This is a genomic window from Photorhabdus asymbiotica (genome assembly GCF_003634575.1).
Taxonomy (GTDB): Bacteria; Pseudomonadota; Gammaproteobacteria; order Enterobacterales; family Enterobacteriaceae; genus Photorhabdus; species Photorhabdus asymbiotica.
The window spans coordinates 924,568-946,926 of record NZ_RBLJ01000001.1; the positions used below are offsets into that span (position 1 = coordinate 924,568).

Annotated in this window: 11 protein-coding genes and 3 pseudogenes; 5 read left to right on the top strand and 9 right to left on the bottom strand. The window is 44.0% G+C overall.

All coding sequences use genetic code 11. The features are described from left to right. Positions 1-305: 305 nt before the first annotated feature. The 3 genes from BDD30_RS04040 to lsrR form a co-directional block, all read right to left on the bottom strand. A complete protein-coding gene (locus tag BDD30_RS04040) occupies positions 306-10,238 on the bottom strand; it encodes a non-ribosomal peptide synthetase (RefSeq protein WP_015833617.1) in 9,933 nt (3,310 codons plus the stop codon). A 1,647-nt stretch (positions 10,239-11,885) separates the two neighbouring features. Beyond that, complete coding sequence (gene lsrK / locus BDD30_RS04050) at positions 11,886-13,478, bottom strand: autoinducer-2 kinase (protein ID WP_015833616.1); 1,593 nt, start codon at positions 13,476-13,478, stop codon at positions 11,886-11,888. An 86-nt stretch (positions 13,479-13,564) separates the two neighbouring features. Continuing rightward, on the bottom strand, positions 13,565-14,566 hold the full coding sequence (gene lsrR / locus BDD30_RS04055) for a transcriptional regulator LsrR (RefSeq protein ID WP_121302553.1): 1,002 nt from the start codon (positions 14,564-14,566) through the stop codon (positions 13,565-13,567). A gap of 399 nt (positions 14,567-14,965) precedes the next feature. On the opposite strand from lsrR, the pseudogene BDD30_RS24015 reads away from it, so the two are divergent. The 4 genes and pseudogenes from BDD30_RS24015 to BDD30_RS04075 form a co-directional block, all read left to right on the top strand. Continuing rightward, positions 14,966-15,190: pseudogene (locus BDD30_RS24015) on the top strand (autoinducer 2 ABC transporter substrate-binding protein LsrB); the annotation flags it as partial. A gap of 68 nt (positions 15,191-15,258) precedes the next feature. Next, on the top strand, positions 15,259-16,134 hold the full coding sequence (lsrF, locus tag BDD30_RS04065) for a 3-hydroxy-5-phosphonooxypentane-2,4-dione thiolase (RefSeq protein ID WP_015833614.1): 876 nt from the start codon (positions 15,259-15,261) through the stop codon (positions 16,132-16,134). Positions 16,135-16,145: 11 nt separating this feature from the next. Then, on the top strand, positions 16,146-16,445 hold the full coding sequence (gene lsrG / locus BDD30_RS04070) for a (4S)-4-hydroxy-5-phosphonooxypentane-2,3-dione isomerase (protein ID WP_015833613.1): 300 nt from the start codon (positions 16,146-16,148) through the stop codon (positions 16,443-16,445). A gap of 447 nt (positions 16,446-16,892) precedes the next feature. Continuing rightward, positions 16,893-17,339 (top strand): annotated as a pseudogene (locus tag BDD30_RS04075) (Hcp family type VI secretion system effector). 24 nt (positions 17,340-17,363) lie between these two features. Here BDD30_RS04075 and BDD30_RS04080 read toward each other — a convergent pair. The 3 genes and pseudogenes from BDD30_RS04080 to BDD30_RS23870 all read right to left on the bottom strand — a co-directional run bounded on the left by BDD30_RS04080 (position 17,364) and on the right by BDD30_RS23870 (position 18,460). Continuing rightward, positions 17,364-17,699: a hypothetical protein gene (locus BDD30_RS04080; RefSeq protein WP_041381707.1), complete on the bottom strand. Its 336-nt coding sequence runs from the start codon at positions 17,697-17,699 to the stop codon at positions 17,364-17,366. Further along, positions 17,692-18,142, bottom strand: a pseudogene (locus BDD30_RS23865) (DUF4225 domain-containing protein). Before BDD30_RS23865 ends, BDD30_RS04080 begins: the two are co-directional and overlap by 8 nt. Positions 18,143-18,169: 27 nt before the next feature. Then, on the bottom strand, positions 18,170-18,460 hold the full coding sequence (locus tag BDD30_RS23870) for a hypothetical protein (protein WP_015833608.1): 291 nt from the start codon (positions 18,458-18,460) through the stop codon (positions 18,170-18,172). Between the two features lie 257 nt (positions 18,461-18,717). Here BDD30_RS23870 and BDD30_RS23425 point away from each other — a divergent pair, with 257 nt between their 5' ends. Then, entirely contained in the window at positions 18,718-18,897 is a 180-nt protein-coding gene (locus BDD30_RS23425; protein ID WP_170152940.1) for a hypothetical protein, read from the top strand. 34 nt (positions 18,898-18,931) lie between these two features. Here the strand turns inward: BDD30_RS23425 and yfcD are convergent, their stop codons facing one another. From yfcD to BDD30_RS04095, 3 genes are all read right to left on the bottom strand, one after another. After that, positions 18,932-19,477, bottom strand: a complete 546-nt coding sequence (gene yfcD, locus BDD30_RS04090) for an NUDIX hydrolase YfcD (RefSeq protein ID WP_015833607.1) — start codon at positions 19,475-19,477, stop codon at positions 18,932-18,934. Positions 19,478-19,560: 83 nt separating this feature from the next. After that, on the bottom strand, positions 19,561-19,689 hold the full coding sequence (locus BDD30_RS24600; protein ID WP_282958018.1) for a hypothetical protein: 129 nt from the start codon (positions 19,687-19,689) through the stop codon (positions 19,561-19,563). Positions 19,690-19,918: 229 nt separating this feature from the next. After that, on the bottom strand, positions 19,919-21,811 hold the full coding sequence (locus BDD30_RS04095; RefSeq protein ID WP_015833606.1) for a lipase family protein: 1,893 nt from the start codon (positions 21,809-21,811) through the stop codon (positions 19,919-19,921). Positions 21,812-22,359: the final 548 nt, after the last annotated feature.

A 22,359-nucleotide genomic window follows, 5' to 3' on the forward strand; every position in this document is an offset into this window, starting at 1 on the left:
CCAATATTAATTTAATCATTACACTTTGCTATTAAGAAATACATTACTATTAATTACACTTTATTATCACAATTATGAATTATTCGTAAAAATAAAAACCAAAATCACACAATTAAATATCTTTTTAATACGATAAAAAATTAATAAAAGAAAAATAACAACAATAGTGAAAAAAACACGTAAAGATAACTTATATAACAATGATCACATTCATTTTCTCATCATAAAAATAATCCGGCATAAGCAATATATACCGGATTATCATGCTAACATTAAATTAATCAATAGCGTTTAATATATTAGCGTTATTGCCCCTCCCCATTACAACTAATTGCTAACGCCATATTCAAAGCCTGAGCTAACGCAATTCGATTCTCATTATCCTCCAATAAACTAAAATGGTTACCCGGAATAGCAACCAATCTCAGCAAAGCATCAGGCATCACCCGTTCCCAGCCTAGCGACGGTTCTATATTGGCTGGTTCTGGCTTTTCATCCATCATAAAAGACGTCTCAGGGTAAGGTTCCATCGCATAAAATTGATGCAACGTTATTGCTAATGCCTGTGGCTGATAATCTCTGACTATCTGCGTATAGTTCTCTATCTGCTCCCAACGCTTCGCAATAATCTCAGCTCTCAGATTGGCCGGATATAACGCCAATTGTTGTGCCGCCTCAATAAACTGCACTAAATTCAGCTCATCAATTCGCTGGTACAACGCCGCGACCTCTTCTGGGTGCTGTTCCTCTGACTGTCGGGCCAACTCACTAAAGAATTGGTATTTAGGTTGCCCAGACTGTTCCTCAAAATAATCAGGCGCTGGCGTATCAATCAGGCCTAAGAAATTAACCCTCTCTCCAGCATTCAAAAGCTGCTGGGCAATCGCATAAGCCAATATACCGCCAGAGGAGTAACCTCCCAGCCGATACGGACCATCCGGCTGAACCGCTTTCATCAAGGTGATCATTCTGGCCGCCTGTGCTTCCACCGTCATCATCGAGCCTTCATTGATGGATGGCCAGGGCAGAGCATAAATCGGGTAGCCTGATGGCAGATGATTAGCCAGTCCGAAGACATAAGAATAGTCTCCCATCCCACTGGGAACAAAGAACAACGGCGGCTCTGTTCCATCAGGTCGCACCGATATAGCACGGGTTTGTGGCTCAGACAGCGAATCTGAGGTGATTTTTGCAGCCAGTTCAGTCAGCACCGGGAATTGGAACAATGCATTCAATGTACAAACCCATCCCCGACCAGCAGCAAGGTTTGTCATTCGCATGGCGAGCAGTGAGTGACCGCCCAACGCGAAGAAGTTGTCATACCGGCTGACCTGCTCAACCCCCAACAACTCACTCCAAATCGCGGCTAGGGCTACCTCCGTTTCCCCTTGCGGGGCTTCATAGACCTGACGAGCAAAATCTTCCTCCCCCGGCGCAGGTAATGCCCGGAGATCCAATTTGCCATTCGGGGTCTGTGGGAAGGCATCCAACCGTACAAAAGCTGACGGCACCATATAATCCGGCAACCGGGCACTCAGATGTTCACGCAAACTGGTAATCAACCCCTCATTCGCTTGCGCCGCCACATAGGCGACCAGATGCTTGTCCGGCCCTTCCTCCCACACCAACACAGCCGCCTCTTGTACAGCAGGATGTTCCACCAACCGGATTTCAATCTCTCCCGGTTCAATCCGGAAGCCGCGGATTTTAATCTGATGGTCGTTACGACCAAGGAATTCTAAGTCGCCATTTGGCAGGTAACGGGCCAAATCTCCAGTGCGATACATCCGTGCACCAGATACCGGGCTAAAGGGATCTGCGATAAAACGTTCCGCGCTCAACTCCGGCTGGTTCAGATAACCACGAGCCACACCGACGCCGCCAATATACATTTCGCCAATGCTGCCTAATGGTACAGGCTGACCGTATTTGTCCAACAGGTAGACACTGGTATTCTTCAGCGGCCTGCCGATAGAACAATCATCCGTTGGGGATAAGACCTCCTTACAAGTCGCCGTCACGGTATTTTCCGTCGGGCCATAAGCATTCAATAGTCGAGGTCGGTAGATTTCCCGCACAAACCAGTCCTGAATTGCGCTCTTTTTAACCGCCTCACCCCCAATGATGATGAACCTGAGGCAATCCGGTAGCGGCAAGCCATTGTCTCTGGCAATCAGTTCGGACCAAAATAACGCCGGCAGAGACATCACTGTGATACGGTTTTGCCAAGCTAAGGAAACAAATTCCTGCATAGAAGTCAGCCAACGATCATCGCGCATAACCAATGTGGCGCCATTACACAACGATAAGAAGCATTCTTCTACTGAAACATCAAACGCAAAAGAGGCAAATTGTAATAGCCGGTCTTGCGCAGTGACGCCATAAGTATCATTAAAACCCAGATGACGTTGATACACCGCTTGATGTTCTATCATCACCCCTTTCGGCTGCCCGGTTGAACCAGAGGTATAAATGACATAAGCCAGATGCTGTGGCGTCAACATGGGTACCTGTGGGTTACTATCCGGTTGGTCAGGTAAGGTATTCGGAGTAAGTACTGTCAACCCTGTAAGCGCTTTTTCACCAAGTGCCGCCCGGCCAGCTTCATCAACCAGTACCACTGACGGCGCAGTATCACTCAAAATATACGCCAGACGTTCTGCCGGATAAGTTGGGTCCAGCGGTACATAGGCTCCGCCCGCTTTCAGCACCGCCAACAGTGCTATCACTACCTCTGGCGAGCGTGCCATGCAAATCACCACCCGCTGATCCGGTATGACATCTAATGCAATCAGTTGATGGGCAAAGCGGTTGGCACAGGCATTTAATTCGGCATAACTGAGACACTGCTCCTCATACACTAACGCTGTCGCATCCGGGGCTTTTTCTACCTGTTGTTCAAATAGTTGGTGAATACATAACGGGTCAGGATACGGGTTTTCAGTGGCATTCCAGGTTTCCAACAACAGGGTACGTTCTGTTTCAGGCAGGACGTTCAACGCACGTACCGGTGTCTCCGGGGCCTGTTCAAGCGCTTCCACCAAACTTTCCAGCGCCTGTTGCATATAACCGCATAGCCGCTCTGGATCAAACGGCTGTATCACCAGAGCGGTCAGCCCCAACGTGGAACCACCGTCCTCCACAGACAGCCCAAAGGGATAGTTCGTCCGCTCCTGCCCTTCCAGAAATTCAATACCGTTGATGATGTCATCCGACGTTGCCGATAAGGCATTATGTCGATAATTGAATAGAGCGCTAAACAATAGAGTACCGCTGGCAATACCACTGCACCGTTGTGCCAACGCTAATGAGGCATGCTCATGCTCCAGCAACCCAGCCAGTCTCAGATGCACCTCATGCACACTATCTTGTACCGGAGTATTATCGACATCCAGTCGCAACGGTAAGGTATTCATAAACAGCCCCATGCCATTGTCTGCACCTTCCCCCGCCGTCATGCGGCCAAACAGGACGGTGCCAAATACCACTTTCTCCTGACCACTGGTATGTGACAGCACCTGCGCCCAGGCCAAATGACACAACGCCGCCAGACTGACACCCAAATGCCGGGCCTGACTACGCAGACGATCATTCAACTCAGGTGACAGCATCCGATGGAATTCCCTCATCTGAGATCCATCACGATGTACCTCCGCCAGCCCAAATGGCAACGTTGGCTCATCCACATCCGCCAACATGTCGGTAAAGAAGCGGGTATGTTCTTCCTGACTTTTACCTAACCGAGCCTGAGCCACCAGATTGCGGAAAGGAGCCGGTGCAGGCAAGTGCTCCCCCTGTCCGGAAAAATGCGCCTGCACTTCACGGTGCATCACTTCCAACGTTTCATGGTCGCCAATCAAGTGATGCTGCAATTCCAGTAAGACCCAGCGGCCATCGGTTTCCTGAACAATAATAAAATGCAGTAACGGAGCCAGACTCAAATCAAGACGATACTGCCCTGGATCAAAACGCCGGGTTAACTGATCAATAACTGGGCCGTCAGCTGGGTCCAGCGTCAGTTCCGTCACGGGCAACTGTACCCGGCGACAAACCACTTGCGCCGGAATTGATAATCCTTCCCAGATAAAAGCCGTCCGCAAGATGTCATGGCGATCAATCGTTTGTTGCACCGCCGCCAGATAACGATCCAACAGAGACCGATTCGCAAAGATCAATGGATAGAGCAACAGATACGGGTCACCTGCTTGTTCCAACAGGTGGTGGAACAGGATACCGTCCTGCAACGGCGACAAGGCATAGATATCCTGAATGTTGGCAACTCCGCCCGGCACCTGCCCGACAATGCGATCAATATCAGTCTGAGTTAGATCAATCAGCGGTAACATCGCCGGCGTCAGCGCTGTAGTATCCGGTGTAATAACGTTAGGCGGCACTATCACGGCCTGGTGCTGTCCCAATGTTTGTGCCAATTCTGACAGTACCGGATATTGAAACAGATCACGCGCCGCCAGTGTCAATCCCAAGCGACGCAAGCGTTCAATCATGCGTACAGCGAGCAGGGAATGGCCGCCCAATACAAAGAAACTATCATGCCGGCTGATCTGCTCAATGCCCAGTAACTCACGCCAGATAGCCGCCAGGGCGATCTCAGTTTCCCCTTCTGGGGCTGCATAAATCTGACGGACAAAATCTTCCTCTCGTGGTGCCGGTAATGCCCGGCGATCTAGTTTGCCGTTCGGCGTCTGTGGGAAGGTATCCAGCCGCACAAAGGCTGCCGGAACCATATAGTCCGGTAAAATGGCACTCAAGTGTTCGCGTAAACTGGCAGCCAACTCCGTATTCGCTTCCGCGGCCACATAGGCAACCAGACGTTTGCCCTGCCCATCCTCCAACGCCAGCACCGCCGCCTCTTGTACCGCTGGGTGTTCCATCAATCGGGTTGCAATCTCTCCCAGTTCAATCCGGAAACCTCGAATTTTTACCTGTTCGTCGTTACGGCCCAGGAATTCCAGATTGCCGTCCGGCAAGTAGCGGGCCAAATCCCCAGTGCGATACATCCGCGCACCAGACACCCGACTAAATGGATCGGGTATAAAACGTTCCGCACTCAATTCCGGCTGGTTAAGATAACCTCGTGCGACACCCACTCCACCAATATACATTTCGCCAACGCTGCCTAATGGTACTGGCTGACCATCTCCATCCAACAGGTAAACACAGGTATTTTTAACCGGTCGGCCAATAGAACGATCGTCTGTCGGGAATAAGATCTCCTTACAGGTCGCCGTCACGGTATTTTCCGTCGGGCCATAAGCGTTCAATAGTCGGGGACGATGGACTTCCCGCGCAAACCATTCTTGAACAGCACTCTTTTTCACTGCCTCACCCCCAATGATGATGAGTCTGAGGCAATCTGGTAGCGGTAATCCATTGTCTCTGGCAACCAGTTCGGACCAAAATAGCGCCGGCAGAGACATCACCGTGATACGGTTTTGCCAGGCTAAGGCAATAAATTCCTGCATGGAAGTCATCCAACGCTCATCACGCATTACTAACGTGGCACCATTACACAATGACAAGCAGCATTCCTCTACTGAAACATCAAACGCAAAAGAGGCAAATTGTAACAACCGGTCTTGTGCCGTAACGGCATAGGTCTCATTAAAACCCAAATGACGTTGATACACCGCTTGATGTTCTATCATCACCCCTTTCGGTTGCCCGGTTGAACCGGAAGTGTAGATGACATAAGCCAGATGTTGTGGCGTCAACCCAGTGACCTGTGGATTACTGTCCGGCTGGTCTGGTAAAGCATTCGAGTCAAGTACCGTCAGTCCTGCAAGTGCCTGTTCGCCAAGCGCCGCCCGGCCAGTTTCATCAACCAATACCACGGACGGGGTTGTGTCATGCAAAATATACGCCAGACGTTCTGCCGGATAAGTCGGGTCCAACGGCACATAAGCCCCGCCGGCTTTCAGCACTGCCAACAACGCTACCATCATCGCCGGAGAACGAGCCACGCAAATCGCCACCCGCTGATCCGGTGTGACACCTAATGCAATCAGTTGATGGGCAAAGCGGTTGGCGCGGGTATTTAATTCGGCATAACTGAGACACTGTTCCTCATATACTAAGGCGGTCGCATCCGGGGTTTTCTCTGCCTGTTGCTCAAACAGTTGATGAATACATAATGGATCAGGATACGGGATTTCAGTGGTATTTAAGGTTTCTAACAACAGGGTACGTTCCATTTCAGGCAGGACGTTCAGCGCACGTACCGGCGTCGCCGGGGCCTGTTCAAGCGCTTCCACTAGACTTTCCAGCGCCTGTTGCATATAACCGCATAGTCTATCTGGCTCAAACGGCTGAATCACCTGAGCAGTCAGCCCCAACGTGGAACCACCATCTTCCACTGACAATCCAAAGGGATAATTAGTCCGTTCCAGTTCGCCCAGAAATTCAATCCCGGCCATCGCTTCATCCAGAGTCACCGGTTGCTCATTATGGCGATAGTTGAACAGGGAACTAAAGAGTGGGGCTTCACCCTGTACACCACTGCACCGTTGGGCCAGCGCCAGTGAAGCATGCTCATGCTCCAGCAATTCAGCCAGTCGCAGATGCACCGCTCGCACACTATCCCGTACCGGGGTTTCATCGATATCCAGTCGCAACGGCAGAGTATTCATAAACAGCCCCATGCCACTGTCTGCCCCTTCCCCCACGGCCATACGCCCAAACAGGACGGTACCAAACACCACTTTCTCTTGTCCGCTGGTACGCGATAGCACCTGCGCCCAGGCCAGATGACACAACGCCGCCAGGCTGACCCCCAAACGCCGGGCCTGACTGCGCAGACGATCATTTAACGTGGTTGCTAGCATCCGATAAGCTTCCCTCATCTGAGAGCCATCACGATGCACCTCCGTCAGTCCAAACGGCAACGTCGGTTCATCCACCGCCGCCAGCATCTCGGTAAAGAAGCGGGTATGTGTTGCCTGACTCACTCCTAAGCGGGCCTCAGCCACCAAATTGCGGAACGGCGCCGGCGCAGGTAAGCGGTCCCCTTGCCCGGCAAAATACGCCTGCACTTCACGGTGCATCATTTCCATCGTTTCATGGTCGCCAATCAAGTGATGTTGCAACTCCAGTAAGAACCAGCGACCATCGGTTTCCTGAGCGATAACAAAATGCAATAACGGAGCCTGACTCAGATCAAGACGATACCCACCCGGATCAAAACGCCGGATTAATTGGTCAATCACTGGACCGTCAGCCGGCTCCAGCGTCAGTTCCGTCACAGGCAACTGTGCCTGGCGGCAAACCACCTGCGCCGGGACTGACAATCCTTGCCAAATAAACGCCGTCCGCAAGATATCATGGCGATCAATCGCCTGTTGCACCGCCGCCAGATAACGATCCAACAAAGACCGGTTAGCAAAGGACACCGGATAGAGCAACAGATACGGATCACCTTCCTGTTCCAATAGATGGTGGAACAAGATACCGTCCTGCAACGGCGACAGAGCATAAATATCCTGAATATTGGCCGTCCCGCCCGGCACCTGTTCGACGATGTGGTCAATATCAGTCTGAGTCAAATCAATCAACGGCAACATCGCCGGCGTCAGTGCTGTAGTATCCGGTGTAATAACGTTAGGCGGCACTATCACGACCTGATGCTGTCCCAACGTCTGGGCCAATTCTGACAGCACTGGAGACTGGAACAGATCACGGGCCGCCAATGTCAATCCGATGTTACGCAGACATTCAATCATCCTCACGCCGAGCAATGAATGACCACCCAGCGCAAAGAAGCTGTCATACCGACTAATCTTCTCAATACCCAATAACTCACGCCAGATAGCGGCCAAGGTGATCTCAAGCTCACCTTGTGGCGCTTCATAAATCTGACGGGCAAAATCCTCCTCCCCCGGCGCTGGTAACGCCCGGCGATCCAACTTACCGTTCGGAGTCTGCGGGAAGGTATCCAGACGCACAAAGGCAACCGGCACCATATAGTCAGGTAAAATCGTACTGAGGTATTTACGCAAATCAGCAGCCAAGCCTTCATTCTTCTCCGCCGCCACATAGCCAACCAGCCGCTTGCTTTGCCCATCATCCAGTGCCAACACCGCCGCCTCTCGTACCGCCGGATGTTCCACCAGTCGGGTTTCAATTTCCCCGAGTTCAATCCTGAAACCACGGATTTTAACCTGATCGTCGTTACGGCCCAGAAATTCCAGATCTCCGCCCGGCAGGTAACGTGCCAAATCCCCGCTACGATACATCCGATCACCAGATACCGGACTAAAAGGGTCTGGCATGAAACGCTCCGCGCTCAATTCCGGTCGATTCAGATAACCCCGAGCCACCCCGACGCCACCAATATACATTTCACCAACACAACCTACAGGTACCAATTCGCCATAGCTGTCCAGCAGGTAGATACGGGCATTTTTAGCCGGATAACCGATAGAACGGGCATCTGCCGGAGATAACACATCCTTGTAGGTCACTGTTACAGTATTTTCTGTCGGGCCATAACCATTTAACAACCGAGGCCGATGGCCTGCCTGCCTAAACCAGTCCTGAACCGCGTTCTTTTTCACCGCCTCCCCCCCAATGATGATGAGTCGGAGATGATCCGGTAGCGGTAACCCAGTGTCTCTGGCCGCCAATTCAGACCAGAATAAGGTCGGCAGCGAGATGACCGTAATACGATATTGCCGGATTAAGGCGATAAATTCTCGCACCGAAGCCAACCAACTGTCGTCGCGGACCACCAGCGTGGCTCCGTTGCATAACGCCGAGAAAAACTCTTCCACTGAAACATCAAACGCAAAAGCGGCAAATTGCACCACCCGGTCTTGCGCGGTGACATTATAGAGTTCATTAAAACCCAGATAACGTTGATAAATAGCCTGATGCTCTATCATCACCCCTTTCGGCTGTCCCGTTGAACCGGAAGTGTAAATCACATACGCCAGATGTTGTGGCGTCAACGCCGGGACCTGTGGGTTGCTGGTTGGTTGGTCAAACTGAGTATTCGGGTCAAGCACCGTTAACCCGGCCAGCGCGGTTTCACCCAACGCCGCCCGGCCAGCTTCATCCACCAGAACCACTGACGGGGCAGTATCATTCAGGATATACGCCAGACGTTCCTCCGGGTAAGTTGAATCCAGCGGCACATAGGCCCCACCCGCTTTCAACACTGCCAACAGCGCCACCACCATCGCCGGGGAGCGCGCAACACAAATCACTACCCGTCGGTCCGGTGCAACGCCCAACGCTATCAGTTGATGAGCCAGACGATTAGCACGGGCATTCAGTTCCGCATAACTGAAGGTCTGTTCTTGATATTCTAACGCGGTGGCTTGCGGAGCTTGCTCTGTTTGTTGCTCAAACAATTGATGAATACATAACGGGTCAGGATAGGGCGTTTCAACGGCGTTCCAGGTTTCCAGTAGCAATGTACGCTCAGCCTCAGGCAATAAATTAAGCTGCCAAACAGGGATTTCATCACTCACTCTTTTTGACGACGCTAGCACCTGTAAATGTTCACTCATTCGCTGAATCACTTCCTCACTCAGGCGATTTTCATCATAGATCCAACGAAAACCACCCTGTGCATTACTCTGGAGTGTCAGCAATTCACCGGGTACATACTGATCACACTGTCTGTCATCTTTTATCACAGCAACAGCAATTGGCCACGGCTGACTTGTTCTTAATGCCGGGATAGCACGCAGAGAAAGAGAACGAGAAAGGAGATCTCGACTAAATGTATGATGCTGTGCCAACCGGGCAAGTTCAGCATCAACCCAGTCAGCTACTACACTCCAGGGCTTATCAAACGCCACCTCAACGGCCATCGGCACCACCGGCGCCAAGTCTGTCGATTTATCTTTTACCTCATCCACCCACCAACCGATTTGGAATTCAGTCTGATGAGTTAATCGCGCAATATAGATGACAAATACCTGCAATAGTGCCTGTAATGGGTCCTCTTCATCATTTTTTGGTAGTGGCGGCTGCCAAGGACTCATTACCCATCTGGATTCTGTCTGTTTCTCGGAAATGTCGAAAGGTAACTGGAGGGGTTGTAAAGAAGCAAGGCGCTCACACCAGAATGATTCACTGGATGTAAGCACCTGAGGGATATTCCTTACGTTCTGAATCTGTTGTGAAGCATTATTTTCGCTGGTTATGTTTTCCAATGTCTGAGAGAGAAGTTCAGCTTCAAGAACACTTTCGGCTTTAGCCACGCTATCTTTCATTTACTACCTCAACAAATCTGTTAGAAATTTAAAAACTGTCACTCTTGACAGTCATCACCAATGCTTTTCTCTTACTTCTTGCCCCCAAGAAATAAAAAGACACGACTGACATCATCAGATATTAGATGCCATAGTCCAATTAACCATTGTCAATTAACCACTCTTTGACGCTAATTTTCCTGACAACGGAATAAATCATTCACCTTGTGATGCAGAATAAAATATTCCATCCTCTCCTGCTCTTTGTATAAGTTCCTTCAATTTTCTACAATTTTTACTAGCTGACAAAAATCCCACAACCAAAAAAACCAAACCATTATCGGTATTTTATTAGCCTATTAGGCAATAGCACAACCTCAGATTAATAATAATCACATCCGACATTATTTAATAACAATCAGGTTATATAACCAATGAAAATATTATGACATTCAATACCACAAATAAACATCATAGATTATAATCAGCTTCATTACATATTATTTTACAATAATAAAACAATGTAACTAGAATAATAACCAACATAATAAGAGATTGATTGCAACGAGATATATTCCAGTTAACTCTTTCTTTGATATGATTTTTCTGACGCCCGGTAATATTTACCAATACGTGGTGCGAACCGAGCCAAAGTTTAATATTATTCAGTTTTCGTATATCTTCAAACATATACATTTAAATGTCCTCTATCACTTTTTCACTCTGACCATCTATACCCATCATCTTTCAAGTTGCCTCTTTGTTGGCTGCACTCACCCCGGTCACAGAGTTATCTATACTCCCGGGGATTCGCTCCCTTGCCGTCTCGATGCATATTGAAATCCATAGGATATATCCCATTAGGGTTATTTTATTTGCCTTTCTAACAGCCTGTAACAACTATTTCTCTGTAACAACTACGCCTAAGTAAGATAGACTATTAATTCTCACGAGTTATTTAAAATAAACCCAATATGTATCAAAGTCAGATCATGAAATTAAAGATAATTAAATCAGTCTATATCACCACCTAAAAACACATTACCGTTATCAATTCTTCGATTATCTTCTCCTAATTATTTATTGCAAGAAATATTTCCAACAATAACCCTACAATTAAATATATGATTGGTATACCAAGGCAATCAATAAGACAAAATAAAATCAACAATAAAATTAGATTTAGATCACACAACAGAAAATAACAACAATAATAACAAAAAAACCTAAAAAGATAACTTATATGTAAATTATCACTTTCCTTATTCTGTTTTAACACATAAAAAATCCGGTATAAGAAATGTATACCGGATTATCACATCAATATTAAATTATTCAATACTTATTAATATATTTGTATTACAGTCATTCATTCATATAGTTTTTATATACCCTTCATCCTTCAAGTTGCTGCTTTGTTGGCTGCTTTCACTCACCCTAGTCACAGAGTTATCTATGCTCCTGGGGATTCGTTCACTTGCCGTCGCGCTGCAACTCGAAATCTATTGGGGTATATATAAATACCTGATTACGAAATGTCCCTTTTCAATTATCGCATCCTCACATATCTTCAGGCATGCAACACTTGGTGCACAAACCACACATCAGCGCAAGCGCACCCAGCAAAATACCGGCCATATAGGCACCAGCAGATCAACTCATTACACGTTATAATCCCGGTGCTTTCCAAAGCGAAGTTGTTAACCCATGATCGACCAATGTTAGCTGATCGGCATATATCGCCTGCCAGTTTTCTTTAGCTTTTTGGTATACCTCATAATGTTCAGGATTAGGTTGATATTCGTGTTGCCAGCGCACCAACTTTTCCCCTGTAGCACCCATTGCATCATAAAGCCCAACACCGACTCCGGCCGCAATTGCACATCCCAAAGCAGTAGACTCTTTGACAATCGGAACCCGCACTGGAAGCCCTGTCACATCAGATAAAATCTGGCTCCATAATTTTCCTTTTGAACCACCACCAGCAAATACCAGTGAATCCAGTTTCACCGCCGAAAATGCAGAAATCAGATCCAAATTGCAAGCCGAAACAATCGCAGCGTTTTCTTCCAATGCACGGAATAATGTCGATTTATTGCATTTTTCAGGATCAATTGACAGGTTAATAAAGGACGGTGCTGCATGATACCAAGCTTTAAACCGCATCACATCAGAGAAAATTGGCATAATACCGTAAGCACCAGCCGGCACTCTGGCTGCCATATCTTCCAATAAACTATAGGCATCAACACCAAGACGTTCCGCCAGTAATTTTTCTTCTGCACAAAATGCATCCCTAAACCAACGCATCGTTAAGCCAGTAAAAAAACTGATGGATTCCGCCTGAACCATACCGGGAATAACATGAGGGTTAATCCGTGTATTCATATTCGGGTCAGTTATTGGTGCCGGTAGGTTTACAACCTGCTGCCAGAAGGTACCACCGATAACAGCGGTCTGTGCCGGTTTTACAACACCTAAACCAAGGCAACCAAGCTGAACATCACCACCCCCCATAATCACCGGGGTTCCAACATCCAGTCCGCATTGAGATGCGGCTTTTTCAGTGACGTAACCTAACAAAGTCCCTGTTTCTTTTACCGGTGAAAGAATATCTGAACGCAGCCCTGCCATCTCAAGCAGATTAGTACACCAGTCACGGCTGACCAGATCCAGCATTCCTGTCGTGCCCGCATTGGAGGGATCTACCGCCAGCTCACCACTGAGCATATTTGCCAGCCAATCGCTGATCATCGTTAAGGCTGCTGCCTGACGATAAATATCTGGGCGATGATGAGCAAGCCATAAAAGACGAGGCATAGCCCCCAACGCCAACGTTTGCCCTGAACGCTGATAAACATCATATTCAAAGGTATTGTTATATAACGCTTTCAATTCACCCACTTCATGGCTGGAACGCGCGTCCACATTAGCACAGGCCCAAATCGGCTCACCATTACGGTTATAGAGAACAATACCTTCCCGCATAGAGCAGGACGCAACACCCTGAATAGCGCAGGCAGGTAATTCTGCTTTTTTCAGCGCCTGACGAATACACTGACAAGCCAACTGCCAGTTCATCACCAAATCAAATTCCATTGAACCGGGCACATCAGGTACAGGCTGATGTGCCCATTCAGCCTGTCCGGTAGCAATTTGATTCCCTTCAAGATCAAATATTACTGCACGAACACTCCCTGTCCCTGCATCAAGCGCCATCAGATATTTTCCTGATGGATTAGCACTACGGCGTTGATTCATGATGCTATCCTCAGTTTAATTATTTTCTAAACTTATAGCCTTACCTCAGATTTTTTTATTTATTCACGGATAGAGTGAGTACGTGGTCAGCGCAATAAATTCAACATCGCCTTGGCGGTCTGCTCTTCAGTCACCAATGCATTGATATATTGACCATTAAGGGCCGCAATAATGGCTTCCGCTTTATCTTCACCGCCCGCAACACCAATAACGGTTGGAATTGTTTTCAGTTCCGGCATGGCGATACCAATAAGTTCATGATGAATCTGTAAATCTTCCACCAACTCACCGTCTGCTTGCATAAAATAGCCAAGAATATCGCCAACCGCGCCTCTTCGGGCAAACATCAGTTGTTCACCACCACTGATATAGCCAGAACGCATAATTGTCGCCTGCTGTTTTTGATTAATGGCACCGATACCCACGATAGCAATATCAGCCGCACCCGCTGCCAGCAAAACGTCACGGACACTATTCTCCTGACGAAATGTTTCGGCGACCTGAGCGGTCGAAGCGCGTAATGGGGCAGGAATAATACTTATTGGGCAGGCAGCATCCAGTTGACCAATTCCGGTCATATAAGGACCAACACCACCGGACAACGTGACCAACCTAATTTGCTGTGATGAGATAAAACCACTCAAATGTTGTAACGTGCACATTGTGGTTTCACCAAATCCTACTGCCAGTAATTGCTGAGGTTCAATCAGTGCCATCAACAAATGTGCCGCCCCAACCCCCAACCTGACACTAAGATTCATATCAGCCAATGCAGGTAAAACACGAACTTGTTTCAAAGAGAAATGTTTTTGCAAAGTATTTTCCAGCGCCAGACACCCCTCATAGCGAGAGTTAATCTGTACCCGAATAACACCTGACTGCCGCCCCTTTTCCAGCAATCTGGAAACCTTTAACCGACTCAGACCAAGTAAATCACCGATATCCCCTTGTGTCAGGCCATCGTGATAGTAAAACCATGCAATACGTGCAAGCAGCTCTTCTTCACTCATGCTATTACCCAGATAAGTGTCCTCAGACAGCATCTGCTTCTCTTTAACTGATTTTTCTTTCGTTAATTTTATCGCCATAACCACTTTCTTTTATCCGCACTCAACAGATAAGCATTAAACCGCATTACACGCCAGAGTCTTACCGCACAATTTGAACATAATATAACGTGGATCAAATTTTTTCATAAATTGTGATCTAAATAGTGCTAAATTCGAAATACAACGGCTACCATATTGAATAATTGTTTTTTAAATAAAAATTTGTTCACTCTTATTACCCCAGCGCCTACATCACAGGATGTCATGATGTTAGCAGATAGCGATGCAGGCAAATCAACGCTATATGAATATTATCGCTGGTATATACCTAATAGATTTCGAGTTGCAGCGCGGCAGTGAGAGAAAGCAGCCAACAAAGCAGCAACTTGAAGGATGAAGGGTATAAAAGGTCTAAAGGTGAAACAATTCAGGCTTTAGGATGTTGTTAATCAGGACAAGATTTCCACTCATGTAGCCAACAAATTACTCAAGAAAGGTGATTTAAATATCTGTGAGAAACGAGATATTCCCCATATTGGCATCATCAAAGTTGCATCAAACCATTTTCAAGGTTACAGCTATGATGCCAAAGGGAACGATATTGTTGTTTTGCCTGAACAAGTAATTTTCACCAAAGACAATATCAATCAATACGATTTCTAATTCTATTGTCCAGCAATCTCCGCCAGTCGTGGTTGCTGGCTCAGTGTAAGCTAGTTAGGAGAAGAAAAATGGCAGATTTAGACGATATTAAAGACGGTAAAGATTTTGGTGTTGATGTTCCACAGAAGAATAGCTTGTTTGAACTAAAAGGCTGTGGCGCACTTGATTGGGGAATGCAATCACGACTATCACGCATTTTCAATCCCAAAACCAACCGAACTGTTATGTTGGCTTTCGACCACGGTTATTTTCAAGGGCCAACAACCGGTCTTGAACGCATTGATATCAATATTGCACCACTGTTTCCGCATACCGATGTATTAATGTGTACGCGCGGTATTCTCCGCAGTCAGGTTCCACCTGCGACTAATAAACCTGTAGTTCTGCGTGCTTCCGGCGCCAATTCTATCCTGACGGAACTGTCCAATGAGGCGGTCGCGGTTGCGATGGAAGATGCTTTGCGTCTGAATGTCTGTGCAGTAGCGGCTCAGGTGTATATCGGATCTGAACATGAACATCAATCAATCAAGAATATTATCAAGTTAGTCGATCAGGGAATGCGTTACGGTATGCCAACCATGGCCGTAACCGGTGTTGGCAAAGATATGGTGCGAGATCAGCGTTATTTTTCTTTGGCAACCCGTATTGCTGCCGAGATGGGCGCGCAAATTATCAAAACCTACTATGTCGATACTGGCTTTGAACGTATTGCTAGCGGATGTCCGGTTCCTATTGTGATTGCTGGTGGTAAAAAACTTCCAGAAAGAGAAGCGCTGGAGATGTGTTATCAAGCAATTGATCAAGGAGCCGCCGGTGTGGATATGGGACGCAATATTTTCCAATCCGAAGCACCGGTTGCCATGTTAAAAGCTGTTCAAGCCGTAGTACATCAGAATGAAAGTGCCAGCAAAGCTTATGAGTTGTTTTTAAGTGAAAAAGAATAAGGAGGATTAAAATGCACGTAACTTTAGTTGAAATTAATATTAAACAAGACAAATTAGATAAGTTTCTTGAAGTTTTCCGTTCCAATCACTTGGGTTCAATTAAGGAAGAAGGCAATTTACGCTTTGATGTATTACGGGACGAAAATATCCCTACCCGTTTCTATATTTATGAAGCATATGTTGATGAAAAAGCAGCTAATGAACACAAGAACACACCTCATTATTTGGAATGTGTTGAACAGCTTGAATCTTTAATGTCTGAACCAAGAAAAAAAACTTCTTTTATTGGCGTGATGCCAGAAGTTAAATAAATAAAGCACTGCAATATAACGATAAAATACAACATCGTTTAAATAACTAAATTGCCCGGGACAGAATATTCTGCCCGGGAATTCTATTTATCAGTAAAATCAACCAATGATAATTTTCAGTAGAATGCCTAGAGTTCAAAACCAGCATTATTCAATGTCGTGTTAGCAATACCGATATCACTAAAATGAGTGATTATTTATAAATTAACTCAAATGGTTGACTTTCACTTAAATTACGCTATTTTAAAAAAATAGAAAGAACCTTGATTACCCCCCCTTTTCTTTGACACTGAACTGGAATACTTAAAAATGCTTTCCAAACAGGCAAACATACCTATGTCAGGTCTACAGAACAAACATTAGAAAAGAGATGAATCTAAAAACCAAACTACTTTCTTTCTTATATATGCAACTCATACAAATGACACCGACAGGAGTAAACATATTGTGGCTAATTTGATTTATTTAACAATAAAAGGAAAAACTCAGGGATTACTTTCCTCTGGTTGCTCGTCAATTGACTCAATTGGTAATAAATACCAAACTGTTACGTAAAAAAATATTAATCATCAACCCGTGATAATTAAGAAGCCCGTTGACAAATCAACACCTTTATTAGGAGTTGCCATTTCTAACAATGAATTAATGGACTGCTTTATTGATTTTTATCGGACAAGTTCAAATGGAGGTCTAGAATTATATTTTAAATTAAAACTCATTGGAGTTCAAATATTGGAATACAGTGTAATCCATCCTAATTCTTTGGATCATAATGACCAGCAACCTCAAGAAACTCTGTCATTGAAATATAAAAGTATAACGTGGAATCATGTTATAGCAGGGACTAGTGGTTATAGCATATGGGAAGATTTGAAAATAAATTCAACTATGTAATTCATTAAGTGAATATCAATTCTTTTACTCTTTTTTTTGTTCTTTCTCACGATAAAATTTACTCACAGGCATCAGGCAGCAATATGCAATGAAAAAAAACATAGTGCCATAAGTAATTGAGTCATAATCGTAAATACTAAAACAATGTGGGAATATATATACCAACACACCACCATTTACTAAAATAGTATATTGAACAATAGTAAAAATTGAAAGAATAATAGTGAAAAACACTGCTTGAATATAGACCTTTACATACCCTCTTAGCTTAAAAAGCATAATAAATATGAAAATAGAAATTGCGTAGTAAATAATAACAAAAAAGAAATTATAATATGATAATGTTACATCGTCATTCATTTTCTTCACCATTAGAAACCGAATAAATACCGAAAGCGGTCACAGCATCACCAGTAAATTCAACAAGCAGAGGTACTTTCCCCATTTCCTGCCAACCTCTGATGTAATCAGTTTTAATATATCTAAATAAACGAAAAGCTCCAGGCTTCAAAACAGATCTTACCATTCCGTATCCAGACAACCCCAAATCTACATAACCGTAAACTTTATCACCATCAGCTTCACTATAACCAAGTGTTTTAGCCGCATCACGATAAACATCTCTTACCTAACCTGAAACCTCTTTTCTTAACAATAGGTAATACCCATTCTCATAAACATTATTTCCTCCCTGCACTAGTAGAGGAACACCGAAACCCGCACATGCCATACCTAGAGTAGTCACACACACCAACACCTGCAAAGATTTGAGAATCCCCACTAATAAAACCAACTTGCTTCAAAAATAAATTGATTCTCTCATCTCTTTTTTATTTTTGAACAATCATATATTGCTGGCTTTTGTTTACTAACAGATCAAATTCCTGTTTTTTCAGATTATCTATTTCATCTTGAATAATTTCAATACCACCATCAACAGATAGGCAATTTATATCTATCTCGCGATTAACCATATTTATTATTTCATTTGTTTCTACAAAAAAGCCATTTCTACTTCTAACATCAGAAAGATATTTCAAACTAAACCTAAATGATATTTCATTTAACTCTCTAATTTTTGGTTCTAAATAACCACGACTCCACTTTGATGAAAATGACATCTTAACCTCCAAAACGAGTTAATTTTGACTTGTGGATTACTCAAACAACAGGATAATCATTTCATTATCCTGTTTAAAAGCTGCTATAAACCCTGAACCTCAAGGTACTGATTATAGACTCTGGCGAGATGCTACAAAACAAGCATAACTATCTTACTTATGTTCAGTATACCTTATCATTACGGACATATACCCAATAGATTTCGAGTTGCAGCGCGGCGGCAAGTGAATGAATCCCCAGGAGCATAGATAACTATGTGACTGGGGTGAGTGAACGCAGCCAACAAAGCAGCAACTTGAAGGATGACGGGTATATTCAATATATAACCACTCGTTACCATAGCGTCAACAATAAGTATCGTTGTTACCTTGTAACTCTAATTTTTTATTCAAAGGAAAAGAATTTAAAAATAAAAAGAATAAGCTCCACCTCTTAGGAGCTTAGCTATTCAACTAAAACAGATAACTAAATCAATCAATCTTTTTATTCATAATAACTTCATCGAAATCATTATTACGAGTCAGCCACAGGGAAAGTGCTTTTAACGAATCAGGTGTGAATTCATCACAACGAATCGTGATCTCCTCCGGTGTCATCCAGCACACCTCGTCAATTTCCGTTGCCTGTAAAGCAAACGGCCCATGACTGATGCAACTGAATAATGCGCCACAAATACGGCAATTCTCTTCTTCATAATAAAAGTTACCATGCTCAGCAAAAGGAACTCCTGCAATACCCAGCTCTTCTTCCGCTTCACGCCGGGCTGAGTCCAGCATATTTTCCCCCATCAATACAACACCACCTGCGGTCGCATCCAGTTTTCCCGGGTAAAAATCTTTAGTTTCTGTACGATGCTGAACCAGAATTTTCCCCATGCCATTATGAACTACAATATAAGTAGCACGGTGCCGTAAACATTGAGCGCGCATCTGCTGACGTGTAGCTTGGGCAATAACCTCATTATCTCCATTAACGATATCGATCCATTCAACACCCACTGTATTCTCTTGTTCCATCTGCAAAAGACCTTTTTTATTAGCAAGAAATCACAAATCTATAGAATGGTTAATCTACTCAGAATAACCAAATTGGTAGGGCTCTACGAAGTTATTCGTTTCAGACGATTCATGCAACCTTTTAACTTAACCTGAAATAGAACATCTGAGGAACTATCCCCTTCATCTTTCAAATTGCTGCTTTGTTGGCTGCTTTCACTTACCCCAGTCACATCGTTATCTATGCTCCTGGGGATGCGTTCACTTGCCGCCGCGCTGCAAATTGAAATCTATTCGGTATATAGTCACCTTCGGCATTTTGGTTTCATCCAATTAGGACGAAACTCTATTTTCCACTTCTCACTCAACAGCAATCCATTGATTATCTTTAGACGGCAAGTATTTCATTAGAATTAGCACATCCAGATATTCATATTACTGACCATGCTGATAAGAATTTTTTCATATTGATGACATCCAATCCTCACCAATCAATGCAAAATTATCCGTATAGCGTTTTAAGGCCAAGCTACCCTGTTTATTTTGTTTAGCATAAATAAGTGCTTTATCTAACTGGCCATCCATATGTAAGAACAGAGTATTACGTTGCCGAATATCGGGAACAATATCAGTCCGTTCCTGCATTGTTTTCTCAAATAATCGTGTCTTATCTCGGTAAAAATGATATTTCTTTGGAGAAGCCAGTTCTGCAATGCGATCACCGATGTAATGAACATATTTAAGCATACGGTGATCAGGTACACTTAAAGCATCTTTCAAAGTCGGGTTTGCATTACGTGGAAACCATTTATTCCTATCAGCATCACTGATATGTTTGAAGAATTCTTTCTGAATCGCCAATGCTTCCTTCATATCACTTTCTGTTTCATTATTCAGTGATGGGATTAAATACATTTTTATTTCAACCGGTAATGTGGCTTTAATCCGTATATAATTACTTGAACCACGCTCTTCTACTCGCTCAATAATCAGATTGGTTCTATAAAAGTGAACTATTTTTCCATGATGCAAGAAAACTTCATCACCTTTTGTCAAACCCAATAATTCAATAGTGCTGAATAAATAGCCCAGCGGCCCCCAATAATCATAAAGCCAGTTATCAAGGTCTTTTTCTGGAGGCGCAGAGGGAACTAAATCATTTTCATTCACATGACGGTAATGCGTAATATCCTCTAGTTCCTTTACCGCACTACGAGTTAATGTCCGTGGCATTCCATAACTGTACAAACAAGGATGATATTTTTTCAGTTGCGCACTGTGCAATAATCCCAACGCGCCTCCCAAGCTATGTCCACCAATAAATAAGTTTCTGTTTTTAGCCAAATCAGTAATTCTATCAAATACACTTTTATTATCAGAGTCGGAAACTTTTAACTTACTAATAAGACTAAACGCTTCCCAAAAACCCCGATGAACCTTACCATTCTCAATAAAACCACTGCATACTCCCCCTTCACCACAACCTAATTTCAGGGGCTGGTACATAATATCGGTAATGGCATTATCTATACTGGCCGTCCCACGCCAACTGACAATAATATCTTGCCGGTTAGCTGCATAAAATAACTCAGTATCTCCTAATGGACTTTCACTCGCTTTTGAGTCAATAAATACAATATCAGTGTAACGTTCACGAAATGGCACATCATAAACAATAGGAGCACGAGCTATTTTTTCTATTTTATTGGGCAGTTGGGATACATCTTGCATTTGTCGATGAAAAAAATGAGCAATAGAGCCTACTACCTCGACAGTATTATGAGAATATGCCAATAGCCCCATTAATGACAAATTATAAGCATTCACCAAAGAGTAATCTTTCTGATGATGTAATAATAACGTCCAAGCCCGAAATGGGCACACTTCCAGAACATATCGGCAATTTATTGAAGGAGCGTAAAACCCTTTCGGCATCGGATCTGGAAAATGATAGTGGGGAGGTTTATCTTCTTTCCATTTATCAATTACAGGCAAGCCACCACTTATTTGCCCAATTGTCACATAGCAATATTGATGACCTTCTGCTTCCGCTTTCGGTTTAACTACTGATGCCCTGATATCACGGCTCTCCCGTAATGGCCGCTGTTCCATCTCATCAGCTAATGGCTGAGCACTGATATATAATATGACTGGGTAAAGTGGCAAGTTTTCTTCCCTAAGTAATCCTTGTTCATTAGTCACACCTTTACGTTCATCACGTTGTCCTCCCTGACTTATTAAGCGATAAGGCATATTAATTAATGGATTACCTTGTTCATCAACCAATTGGAACTCCACCCAATATTCCATTATTTTTCCATTCTCAATAGCATCTCGCAGGAATAATTTACTCATAATTATTTTCCTTTTTTTATTTTTAAATATTAATTAAAAGCTTATTATCAAACTGACACCAATAATAGTGAGAGATAAAATTCATTCTCTCAAGCATGCAGCCGCAATAAAATTCAACAAATGCAAAACGAATATAATTACGAAAAATTACAGAACAAAAAATAAAAAATCAGGAACAACCCAAGTTATTGAATCACCTTGTTTCATAAATGTTAGGTCCACAAAAATAAAAAACCTTGGATTAATTTATTCAGCGAGATAATTACAACCACTACAAAGGAAAGAAACAATACATTGAATAATATGTAAAAAATTTATCGACACAATTACCGTCATGAATCGTTAAATTTTATTTAAAATGAATCAAACAATAATAAATTAGATTTACACCAGACCTAAAGAAAGATAAAAAGGTTAATAATAACATGCCAACATTTTATTATTGATATAAACATAAAATCAATTATTTATTATATATTTTCATTTCAACATTATTCAAAGAATAAATAGCATGCCGTTTAAAGCAAGCCGAAAGAAAACTATACAAC